We start from the raw sequence: 11,488 nt of genomic DNA on the forward strand, positions 1-11,488 counted from the left end.
TCTTGAAAGTGCTCTACTTGCCAAAAAAAGCTTTGAGGGTATCTGCTCGCTGCTGTAGCGAACGAGGTATTTCGTCAACGTTTACCACAGCTTCAATCATACAGGGTAAGCGTAAAGCAAGCGCTTGCTTTAAACTTTCTTCAAATTCGGCAAGATTAAGCGCTTTGAAGGCATGTGCTCCCAGACTGCGTGCAATGGTGGCGACGTCTAGAGGCTGCTGAAAAATGGTCAGATATGATTTGTTGGTGAGCATGATTTCTCCATTATAAGCCATACCATGTCCTCCATTGTTGAGGACAATCCAGATAACAGGGAGGTTATACTCTACCGCTGTATGAACCTCCATACCGTTCATTCCAAATGCACCATCGCCGAGCAGAGCCACAACTGGCGTATGAGGGGCCGCGATCTGACCACCAATGGCGGCCGCAATCGCGTATCCCATTGAAGCAACATTCGTCGCAAAGAATACTGTTCCCGGCTGGCGAGCCTCATAGAATTGGCCTGCCCACGATAGACAGTTTCCATTATCGACAAAGAACAATGTTTCATCCGGTAATACTTCACTCATCTTAGCAACCACTGCCTGTGGTTTAAGCGTCTCGCTTCCCTCTTGCAGCGCCTCGGCTTGATAATAGCGGGGAGTCTTCATATGCATCTGTTCCAATATATGGTATGTCTCGCGTGGTATGGCAGGCATTGACGTCGTGAGGACATCGGCAAGCGCTGAGAGGATAGAGTTTGCGTCGCCCACAATGCTATAGTCAACAGGGTAAATATTGCCAATCATCTGCGGATCGAGATCAATCTGCACAAGTATCCGATGTTCGGGTGCTAAACGCTGATCCCAGCCATTTGTTTGGAATTCACCCAGACTGCTTCCCACAACAACCAACACATCAACTGCCTCGGAATACAGATACTCTTCTGCGAGAGGATGACCGCCAAATCCGAAGACGCCTAACGACAGAGGATGCCTTTCTGAAAAGGCACTTTTGCCTTTGAGCGTTGTGGCCACGGGTATATGTAAGGCTTCGGCGATACGCTGTAACGGCTTCCAGGCCATTGCAAGGTTGACACCATGACCCGCAAGGAGAGCTGGTCGCGTGGCTTTATGCAATACTTGTGCTACTTGTGCGATTGCCTCGGGGTCTCCTGCCGGAACGACGTGCGAGCGATACGCTGAAATAGGACGCGTCATCGCCGTGGCAGGCTGTTTCACCACATCTGCTGGCAGATTGAGGTGGACAGCACCTGTGCGGCCTGAAAGCGCTGTACGTAGCATACGGCGAATCATTTGTGGCATTTGTTGTCCACTTTGCAGCATCAGAGAAAGCTTCGTTGCGGCTTGATATACATCAACCACATCTACATTCCAGTTACCGCTACTACTATCCTGTACTGCGCCCATTCCGAAGGCACTTGTGGAAACCTGAGCTGTCAAAGCCAGCAAAGGAATTGAATCACTATGAGCGCTGGCAACTCCTGTAAGAGCATTTGTCGCGCCTGGTCCACTGGTAGCACAACAGACTCCCAACCCGTGTCTGACACGAGCATAGCCCTCGCTCATGAAAGCGGCGCCTTCCTCGTGTTTAGCCAGAATAGGTTGAATATGTTGCCTTTGATCTAAGGCTTCAAATAAGGGGACAAGGGGGCCACCAGGAACCCCAAAGATATGGGTAACCCCCTCCTCCTCAAGTGCCTGTAACAAAACATGGACGGCAGATAATGATTTCTTTGACTCCATTGCGAACGAATCCTTTCGACAAGAAGAATAGCATCACAAAAGTAGAGGGGAGCGAGCGAAAAAACCTTTATCAAAGATCTCGCTCCGAGAGGAATACAAGACATATAAGATGGCATAAAGATCTCCCGAAGTCTTGGCTTGACTATTTTCAGGAGATCTTTATTGCCATATTTACAACCTTTTATGCTATAGCGTATCTGTTTTTGAAATAAGATAGCGCAGATGAAAGGTATGTTCTATATGCCTGGGAAGTGAGTGTCGTCATCGGCACGCATTGATGGGTCGTCTCGCGTAGCAGTACCGGTTGTGCGATTTCCAAAGAGAGATGGACCATAAGAAAACGTTTTGCCTTGGATCTCAACGATCAGTGGATCGATTTCGGGAACTTGTGTGAGAGGCAAGCTAAGCGTCTGATTTAATTGCGTCGCGTACTGAATGTTTTGTACCGTTGAAGTTACCGCCTGCCTTACGCGTTGCAGCTCTTTCTCTGCTCGCGATGCCCGCTGTAAGCGATCAAGCAGCATATTTAATGAACGTGCGATCTGCCACAGCACATTATTCTGAGTAAGAGGTGCACGAGCAGAGAGGTCTCCATTTGCTACGGCGACATGGGTATCCAGAATAAGCTTAATACCCTCGTCCAGTGTACGTCGCTCCACTTCTAACTGCTCCTCTAGCTTGGCGATCATCTCAGCACGATCGGCACGTTTGATGGCCTGGAACGCACTACGAACCCATAACCAACTGACAAATGCAACCAGGAATTGTACAGCGACTGGCCTGATCAGAATAGCAGCCCATTGTGCCTGTAAGTCTTGTGCCAGAATGGCTGTATGAGGTTGTAAAAAGAGGCTGGCCGCAATCACACCAATATTGTAGAGCATAACGAGAAAGACACTGCCAGGGTTCAAAAGCGAGACACAAAGAAGTTCGCCAAACACAAAAAGCTCATATTGCTGGATACTTGGTTCGTCTAATGGCAGAGTGGTAAAGATAACCGCAGTGAGAGCTAATTCAAAACCAACAGCGAGTAAGATACTGGCTATTTTTGGCTGTTGAGACCGATTGAAAAAAATGGCCATGAGGCAAATAATCAGCATCCCAAGATCAACAAAGATAATGTAATGGTTGGGAACGACGAAACATGCTGGGATAAACGAAATAAACATCACGAAGAGCCAAAAAATAATCGTAGAAAGTAGATGCGATTTGCGCGATGCCTCGCGTTTAATAAAGCTTGCGTTGGTAGCAACCTCAGGGATAGCGGTGTGGCTATACCACCATTGAACCAGATTATTACTTTGAGTGGGCTGGTCTATTAAATCATCTGGAGACCAGCGCCGATTGTTTTCTGTCGGCAAACTAGATGTGATGGGTTTGTTCATATTATTTCGCTTCCTCCTTGTGGAATAATAATCACTCTTAGGGCCAGAAGTATACGTAAAGCCTCATTAATCCCTCCTGGCGTCAGTGGAATTTCTCTTTTGATTTCATCAATGGTTCTCCTTCCATCGATGGCGTCGTATACTGCAGACAACATATACTTTTGAGTAGATGTCCACCCTGTTAATCGTTCTAACTCGCGATCAAGTGGCGCCGTCTTCCTTGGTATTGGTGAGTGCATTTCTGTAACAGGCGTCTCCTCACTTGGCTTGGATGAGGGTGGGTCTGGAAGGGCCGTGAGTTTCCACTCGAATGGGCCACGCTCATTGTCCACGCGTATGAGCGTGTTTTTATCTATCAATATATGTTGCCCATCTTTCTTGACAGAACAAGATGTTACTTTGCCTTTAGCAAGCTGAAGATAGCCAATACATTTGCCTTTTATTCCAGGCACATGATGTAGCTCAGCCTGCAACAGCCCATTGCGCTGATATCTTTCTAAGATAAAAAGACTGAACTCCAGACCCACACCTACATCTAAAGGATCGTTTCCCAATACTTTTCTCCTCATAAATGAATAAGGTTGTGATTATGCTTGCTTTGTTTCTGAAGACTATTTGGCATATCTCTATACTGTTGAATAGGCTGTGTTTGTAGTCTCACCTTGTTATCGAAGAAATGCGAAATTTGTTGCTCTATGCCGCCATTGGTGACTCAAAAGTCATAGAGCGATTCCGCTTCCAATGCAGGAGGGTTTAGCACAGAGAAAAAGGAACTTCTGCCGCGTATTTCAGCAGAAGTTCCTTGTTGAGAAGCACTTGCTAGTCCTTCATCAGCCTTTGGTCCCAGCACGCTTGCTGCTGGTGTGGATTATCCTTGAACAGACTGTGCTGCAGTACGGATCACCTCAAGGACGATATCAGGGTGGGAAAGCATCGGGACATGACTGCTGGCAATTTCATAGGTCTTTGCATTCATTCTCTTCGATACGAAGCGTTGCAATTCAGGGTGGACGGTTTTATCCTGCGTGGCTACAATGTACCAGCTCGGCTTTGACTTCCAGGCAACCCCCGGAGCATTCCGCTGGAACAGGTCTTCAGCGGGCGCGAAGGCGGTCGCCCAGGCGACCTGCTGCTCCTGCTCGGATAGATCTCCTGCAAAGGCTTTAATGCCTGACGGCAGCATCCAGGCTCGTCCATCCGAGAGGCTAACATGAGAGAAGATCTCTGTGGTCGGGAACTGGCCTTGCTGACTCTGCGACGTCTCACTTTCGTCTGGGGCAAGCGCAGCGATGTATACCAGCCCAACCACGCGCTTGTCGGTTCCAGCAGCGGTAATGACCGATCCGCCATAGGAGTGAGCAACCAGGATAACAGGATTGCTGGCACGCCCTAGCGTACGGATGACAGCAGCCACGTCCGCTTCGGCGCTATCAAGCCCATATTGAGCTGAGATCACTTCATATCCCTCTGCTTGAAGTGGCGCAATCACCTTGTTAAAACATGAGCCGTCTGCCCAGATTCCGTGGGCAAATATAATGGTTGGCTTCGATGATGGGGATGTACTCATGAATGTTCTCCTTGGGTGTTTCTTGAGCAGAATGCTCTGCTCGTCCTTTTTTTATTGTGCGCTCTGTGTGGTGGTATTCCTTTTTTTCCCGAAGCTCTGGTTTTCTCTCCAATCCTCTGGTATTATGCTATTATAGGGAAGAAGACCACGGGAGATCTGAAGTCCCTGAACAGTCCTCCAGATCTCCCCCATCAGAATGGATCCACGTGGAGCGTATCCAACAATGAGAAGTATACCGACAGATCAGATCCAGTGCACTGCCCAACACTGCCCAGCACTGCCCAATACTGATGCCCAGATCCTTTTTCCTCCTCTCTCTGATGCGCTCCCACAGGATACGGGAAGGATGATCACGATGAACCATTTTCCTTATAGCGAGCGCGACTATGCCTTTGCTCAAACGCTTGTGCGCCTGCGCACGACCATTGGATTGACTCAGGCTGACCTGGCCACGCTGCTTGGTATCTCTCGGAAAGCCGTGAGCCGCTGGGAAGTTGGCGAGAGTTATCCGAAAACCTCCCATTTGCAAAGACTGCTGGCATACGCTATCGAACAGCACGCGTTGGCTTCCGGGCAGGAGGAAGAGGAGATTCGTGCCATCTGGCAACAGGCGCATCAAAAGATCCCACTGGATGAGCGCTGGCTTGATGCACTACGCGATCGGATCTCTTCATCTTCATCTGACGAAAGAGCGCAACAGGCGAGTGGGAGCAACGAGATTTCCATGGACGCTCGTGAACGGGGTATCTGGATCGTGCCATCTCTACGTAATCCCCACTTTACCGGACGGCAGATGGTGCTTGAGCAACTGCATCAGCAGTTCGCCGCATCTGCGTCTCCATCACCACCCCTGGTGGCCCAGACGTATTCTCAGGTCATCAAGGGTCTGGGAGGCATCGGCAAAACACAGATTGCTATTGAATACGCCTACCAGGCCAGAGCACAGCAACGCTACGTACATACTATCTGGATCAACGCTGCCAGCGAGGAAGCTGCCATGGCAAGCTTTGTTGCTTTTACCGAGCACGTTTCTGAGCTGAGGGCAAAGGAAGATAGGAAACAACGCGTGCTGATTGACCATGCCCTGCGTTGGCTCGAACAGTGTCCCCAGCCCTGGCTGCTGATCTATGACAACGCCGATGACCTCACGTGGTTGCCGCCGTATCTGCCGAAGGAAGGCTGGGGAAGCATCTTGTTTACCACCCGTGCCAGTGCTTCGGTCGCTCTGGCGCCGTCGATAGAGATCGATATTTTATCATTAGAGGATGCCACCCAGTTGCTCTTACGGCGAGCAGGGCGCGATAACGCCACCCTACAAGAGCAAGCGGAGGCGAGTGCGATTGTCCGGCTTCTCGGGTCTTTCCCCCTGGCTATCGATCAGGCCGGTGCCTATCTCGAAGAAACGAGCTGTGACCTGGCCGATTACCTGCAATTGTATCAGGCCTATCAGCATCGCCTCCTCGCACGCCGGGGCAACCAAATGACGGGCTATGCCGACTCGATCGCCACCACCTGGCAGTTGGCCTTTGAACAAATTGAACGGGATGATCCGGCGGCAGCGGAGTTCTTGCAGCTCTGTGCCTTTGCTGCCCCTGATTTTATCCCTGAAGAGTTGGTGATCGAGGGAGCACTGTTTTGGCCCCAGGCGCTGCGAGAAGCGGTTGCCGATCGGTGGCGCTTCAACCAGATGCTCTCCACGCTGCTCTCCTTTTCGCTGATCAAACGGGTTGGACAAGAGCGCCAGCTGAGTCTACATCGTCTGGTGCAGGCAGTGCAACAGGCGCGCCTGACGCCAGCAGAGCAGCACCACTGGGCCGAACGGTTTGTGCGTGCGGTCTATCACGTTTTCCCTGACGAGCCGGAGGAGGTTGCTTCCTGGCCCATCGCTCAACGTTTGCTGGAACAGGCTCTGAACTGTGAGGTTTTGATTAAACAGTATCAGGTCTTCTCGCCCGAAGCGGCAGAGGTACTCTACAGGGCTGGTTGTTACTTATACGAACGTGGGATGTACGCACGCGCAGAACCCCTCTTCTTGCTTACGCTGCACATCCGCGAACGCCAGCTTGGATTGGAACATCCCGACAGAGCTCTCGCACACAACACCATAGCAATCCTTTCTACGAAGCAAGGCGAGAAGGATCAGGAGGAGAAGAGCCTGGAATCAAATGCTCTGCTGGTGGCCAAGCCACTCAACAACCTGGCGAGAGTGTATCACGAGCAGGGAAGATATGGGGAGGCCATTCCCCTGTATGAACGAGCGCTGCATATCTGGGAGCAGAGCCTGGGACCAGACCATCCAAATATGGCTTTTCCACTCAACAATTTGGGGCTCGTGTATCACGAGCAGGGAAGATATGGGGAGGCCATCGCCCTGTATGAACGAGCGCTGCATATCTGGGAGCAGAGCCTGGGACCAGACCATCCAAAGGTAGCCCCTCCGCTCAATAATATTGCGATAGTATACAAGGAACAGGGAAGATATGGAGAGGCCATTCCCCTGTATGAACGAGCGCTGCATATCTGGGAGCAGAGCTTGGGACCAGACCATCCAAATATGGCTTTTCCACTCAACAACCTGGCGAGAGTGTATCACGAGCAGGGAAGATATGGGGAGGCCATCGCCCTATATGAACGAGCGCTGCATATCTGGGAGCAGAGTATGGGACCAGACTATCCAAAGGTAGCCTCTCCGCTCAATAATATTGCAAACGTATATAAGGTACAGGGAAGATATGGAGAGGCCATCCCTCTATATGAACGGGCTCTGCGCATTCGAGAGCAGAGCCTGGGACCAGACCATCCAAAGATGGCCTCCCCGCTCACCAATCTGGCACTTGTGTATTACGAACAGGGAAGATATGGGGAGGCTATCCCCCTGTATGAACGAGCTCTGCATATCTGGGAGCAGAGCCTGGGACCAGACCATCCGCTGGTAGCCTTTCCGCTCAACGACATTGCGAATGTGTATTACAAACAGGGAAGATATGGGGAGGCTATCCCCCTGTATGAACGAGCTCTGCGCATTCGAGAGCAGAGCCTGGGTTCCGGTCACCCAGATGTGGCAGAGACGCTTCACGATTATGCCAGGTTGTACGAACAACAAAGACAATGGGAAGCTGCTCTGGTGTTGTACCATCGAGCCTTGCACATTCGAGAGCAGGTTTTGGGTCTGGAACACCCTAAAACCTGCAAAACACGTCAGCGCCTTCAGGCCTTGCAGGGATCCGACGAAGCAAGAGCGTAAGGATAAGTCAGTTCCAGACCTTTATGTGATTGAAGCCCGCTTTAAGTCCCTCAATCGGCCCTGCGACAGGTTTACCCTCCCTGAGTGCCCCGGTGTAGTCGGTGTCGAGGGCAATCGGCTCGCCGTTCGGATCGTCAAAAATGGCATCCACAATGCGTACTGTTCCGAGCATTTCGGTAGAAACGATCTTTGCTGGAATGTCTAGCAACGCTTTTTCTACGTTCATATCAAGATAAACCGTGTCTCCCTCTTCGATGATCTTTACGTCGGGGTCAAATGCCTTACTATAGTAGCCGTTCTTTTCGCGGTCAAAGCCTTCAGCGCCGTTTAAATAAGCGTTGGCGGCGATATAGACCGGCTGCTCGACCTTTTGAAACATATCGAGGTCTCCGACGCCGTGACCGAGCACCTGCTCGACATATTCCTCATAGGAGACTGTGTTTGGATTGAAGCCGGCTGTCCCACAATTCTCGATGTCTTTGCCACCGACGAAGATGTTGTTGTAAAAGCGGTCGTCGCCTCCATATACCACTGCTGTGCCGGCCACCTCAGTGGTGTGCGGAAAGTGATAGGGTGTGGAGCGATCCAGCACCTTCTCTATACGCATTTTGCCGCAGATGAGGTTATTCACATACGCTCCGCCCTGGGCAACGTTGTCGAAGGAGTAATCGGACGCAAAAATGTTGTTGTCGACCAGATAGGGACCATGGGTGACCTCCATCATCAGGTCGCGGTCGTTGTTGTAGAGGAGGTTACTGCTGATGCGGACTCCTTGGGCCTGCCAATCGAGCCAGGTGCCGAGCGTGCAGTTGTGGATGCGGTTGTGATGGATCTTCACGTCGATAGCAGCGTGAAGCTTGATGCCTGCGATCTCGTAGCCGAAGAACTCATGCTTTACCGCGATGTTGTAGATATGATTATTGTAAATTTCGCTGAAAACGCAGCCCAGATGGCCGACGATGCCATTCTGTCCGCAGTCGTATATGACATTGTTACGGATGATATGCGAGCCTATCTTCTCCTTGCTCCAGCCGCTCTGGAGACCACGGAAGACCGCCTCCATCTGGTACTGATAGCCAGGCTTTTGATGCCTGCGTGTGGAGAGGTTATGACCGGTGGAGGCCTCCTTCCCTATGCTGATGGCGCTGCATTTTGCGTCGTGGATAACGTTGTTTTCAATGATCCACCCTTTACTCCAGTTGGCACCCAAAAGGCCGGGTTGATCGGCAGTTGGCGGAGCCCATGGGCAGGCGGCCTGAGCCATCTCAAATCCTCTTACCGTAATATAATTCATGCCCGTTTTCACAGGGTAGAAGCAGCATTTTCTGACATTGATTTCTACCAGTTCCTTATTCGGATCTGCGCCCTGAAAGTTTGCATAAATGGTCGTGTTCTCATTGTCTACTTCGCTGTACCACTGATATATTGTCTGCTCAGGATGCAGTATTTTTTCAAATTTCATTGTCCACGGAACAACGACTACACCTTCGCGCTTCTGCGCGTTTTTCACCTCTTCGATGGAATTTGCCTCGTAAAAGGATACTCCATTCAAATAGACATCTCCGGTGTGACGGTAAATATCCGGATAAATCATCCAGTCGCCGCTGACAGTCTCCTTATAGGGATTATATTCACCGAAAAGCGTGTTTGGGAGAAGCGCTTTCCACACTGTACCCTCAAGCTTTTCCCAGTTCTGTATGCGCTCCGAACCTTTGATGACGACTTTTTCGCCCTCAGCTGCTTCGTATGTAATTCTATTGATATTGCTATAGCCGCTGTGTTCAGGCTTTATCCATTCACGGTATTCACCCTCGTGGACGATGATTTTGTCACCTGTCTCTGCGACCTTTGCCGCCTGGGAAATGCTTCGAAAAGGATGTGTCTTGCTGCCTTCTGAAAAATCGTCTCCGATAACGGCCACATGAAATTCTTTTTTCATTTGTATTGCTCCCTAAAATAATCTGGCTCAGCGCGCTACTACGCGGTAGCGCGAATATCTCATAATCTTTCTGCCATGGTCAATTTACGATTGAATGTTAGCACACAACATCCTATAATACTTGACAGAAAGTATTTTGTTTTAGCCATATATTGCAGTATGGAGGGAGCTATTGATTCCGTTTTATCAGAATCGCGTGGGTGACCTGCTGATTTTCCGAGCAGAAAATCTGGAATTTTTGCCACATCTTCACGCCCAACTTGAACTGCTCTATGTGGAGGACGGAGAAATTGAAAATTCAATCAATGGTTGTAAGCAGCTATTAAAAGGCGGCGATCTTTCTGTCATATTTCCTAATAGCGTACACAGCTATCATACTCCGACAGACAAAACAGACACACACTGTATTATTGTCATTCTCGATGTGGCACTTGTGGGCGATTTTATTAATACGCTCATGAAATTTCATCCCCAAAATCCCTTTGTCAGCAGTGATCAACTTCATAAGGATGTGCCTTATGCCATACATACGCTGATCGATGAATGTAATCGCAATAGTGCTGCCAGCCAGCTTGTGTGTTCACCTATCTGCAAGGCGTATATACACATTATCCTTTCGCGGTTGCTGCCACAAATGGAACTGATTTCGAATGTCGACGCCAATTATTTTGATGTCATTTATCAAATCATCCATTTTATAAACGAGAACTTCAGGCAACCGCTCTCTCTCGATGATATGTCCAGAACCCTGGGTGTCGGTAAATATCGCTTGTCCAGAGTTTTTTCCGAAAAAATTAACGTCAGCTTCAGTGATTATGTAAACGGCATTCGCGTAAGCTGGGCACGTCATATGCTTTTAAGCACAAACAAGCATATAACCCAGATCGCATATGATTGTGGCTTTCAAAGCACACGCACGTTCAACAGAGCGTTTCACAAAGAGTATAGTATCAGCCCCAGGGAATTTCGCACCGCACAGGAGACGATAAATATTTCGAAAGACAAGAACCTTGCTCCGCTATAAGAGGTCGTATGCAGGCACCTGTTCTAAGAAGGGAACATGATTTGTGTCTATGTGTACATAATTGTATACACGGCATGGTTTCCCTTGAAGGAGATTCCGAAGAACGCTATAAATATTGCCGCATATCGTGCTATGGTTAAATGTTCCTCCAGCCATCAGATATACCTGGCCGTCAACGTAATCATAGCGATTTTCTGCATCGGTTTTATCTAGATGAAGGTATTCTTCAACCGTCATCGTTTGTGTATGTTCCAAAGCCCTATATTTATCTCCTCTAGAGCAGAAAATGTAAGGTTGCTTGCAATCTGTATGCGCTCAAATGCTGGAGAGGTATCATCTGCTTCGCCGTTATCTTTTACACAAAGGATACCGAACCTTGAGAAGCGTGTCAAGCACTCTATTCTCTATGCACAGGGTTTCGCAAAAGTTGTTGTTGACCGATTCCCTCTGGCATTCCTGCACTTTTGGGGTTGCTATCGCTTCTTTGTGAGCAACGTATAATCATGAAACCTTCTTGACATCTTTCTTCCTGTTGTGTATATTTGTATCGTAAAGCGATACAAAATCAAAGGAATCAAGTAC

General features: G+C 49.4%; 8 protein-coding genes. 2 read left to right on the forward strand and 6 right to left on the reverse strand.

What is annotated here, in order from left to right; all coding sequences use genetic code 11:
• Positions 1-13: 13 nt before the first annotated feature.
• The 4 genes from AC27N8_RS10130 to AC27N8_RS10145 all read right to left on the reverse strand — a co-directional run bounded on the left by AC27N8_RS10130 (position 14) and on the right by AC27N8_RS10145 (position 4,699).
• Positions 14-1,747: a thiamine pyrophosphate-binding protein gene (locus AC27N8_RS10130; RefSeq protein WP_487066548.1), complete on the reverse strand. Its 1,734-nt coding sequence runs from the start codon at positions 1,745-1,747 to the stop codon at positions 14-16.
• A gap of 236 nt (positions 1,748-1,983) precedes the next feature.
• Positions 1,984-3,132, reverse strand: a complete 1,149-nt coding sequence (locus AC27N8_RS10135) for a methyl-accepting chemotaxis protein (protein WP_487066550.1) — start codon at positions 3,130-3,132, stop codon at positions 1,984-1,986.
• Positions 3,129-3,686, reverse strand: coding sequence for a hypothetical protein (locus AC27N8_RS10140; protein ID WP_487066552.1), 558 nt, complete (start codon positions 3,684-3,686; stop codon positions 3,129-3,131). The genes AC27N8_RS10135 and AC27N8_RS10140 overlap by 4 nt, the downstream gene beginning before the upstream one ends.
• 314 nt (positions 3,687-4,000) lie before the next feature.
• Positions 4,001-4,699, reverse strand: a complete 699-nt coding sequence (locus AC27N8_RS10145) for an alpha/beta fold hydrolase (protein ID WP_487066554.1) — start codon at positions 4,697-4,699, stop codon at positions 4,001-4,003.
• 223 nt (positions 4,700-4,922) lie between these two features.
• Here AC27N8_RS10145 and AC27N8_RS10150 point away from each other — a divergent pair, with 223 nt between their 5' ends.
• Positions 4,923-7,943 carry a tetratricopeptide repeat protein gene (locus tag AC27N8_RS10150; RefSeq protein WP_487066556.1) on the forward strand — a complete coding sequence of 1,007 codons (3,021 nt, stop codon included), beginning with the start codon at positions 4,923-4,925 and terminating at the stop codon, positions 7,941-7,943.
• A gap of 7 nt (positions 7,944-7,950) precedes the next feature.
• Here the strand turns inward: AC27N8_RS10150 and AC27N8_RS10155 are convergent, their stop codons facing one another.
• Positions 7,951-9,882: a right-handed parallel beta-helix repeat-containing protein gene (locus tag AC27N8_RS10155; RefSeq protein ID WP_487066558.1), complete on the reverse strand. Its 1,932-nt coding sequence runs from the start codon at positions 9,880-9,882 to the stop codon at positions 7,951-7,953.
• 196 nt (positions 9,883-10,078) lie between these two features.
• Between AC27N8_RS10155 and AC27N8_RS10160 the strand changes: the two genes are divergently transcribed.
• Complete coding sequence (locus AC27N8_RS10160) at positions 10,079-10,906, forward strand: AraC family transcriptional regulator (protein ID WP_487066560.1); 828 nt, start codon at positions 10,079-10,081, stop codon at positions 10,904-10,906.
• On the opposite strand, the gene AC27N8_RS10165 is transcribed toward AC27N8_RS10160, so the two are convergent.
• Complete coding sequence (locus AC27N8_RS10165) at positions 10,901-11,143, reverse strand: Uma2 family endonuclease (RefSeq protein WP_487067921.1); 243 nt, start codon at positions 11,141-11,143, stop codon at positions 10,901-10,903. The two genes, AC27N8_RS10160 and AC27N8_RS10165, sit on opposite strands and share 6 nt — an antisense overlap.
• Positions 11,144-11,488 lie beyond the last annotated feature (345 nt).

The sequence above is a fragment of the Dictyobacter sp. Z7_2 genome, assembly GCF_057551105.1.

What these genes read in the sequence shown, in the direction of transcription:
- AC27N8_RS10155 (WP_487066558.1), bottom strand. Translation starts at nt 9,882, where the DNA reads ATGAAAAAAGAATTTCATGTGGCCGTTATCGGAGACGATTTTTCAGAA.
- AC27N8_RS10135 (WP_487066550.1), bottom strand. Translation starts at nt 3,132, where the DNA reads ATGAACAAACCCATCACATCTAGTTTGCCGACAGAAAACAATCGGCGC.
- AC27N8_RS10150 (WP_487066556.1), top strand. Translation starts at nt 4,923, where the DNA reads ATGAGAAGTATACCGACAGATCAGATCCAGTGCACTGCCCAACACTGC.
- AC27N8_RS10130 (WP_487066548.1), bottom strand. Translation starts at nt 1,747, where the DNA reads ATGGAGTCAAAGAAATCATTATCTGCCGTCCATGTTTTGTTACAGGCA.
- AC27N8_RS10145 (WP_487066554.1), bottom strand. Translation starts at nt 4,699, where the DNA reads ATGAGTACATCCCCATCATCGAAGCCAACCATTATATTTGCCCACGGA.
- AC27N8_RS10165 (WP_487067921.1), bottom strand. Translation starts at nt 11,143, where the DNA reads ATGACGGTTGAAGAATACCTTCATCTAGATAAAACCGATGCAGAAAAT.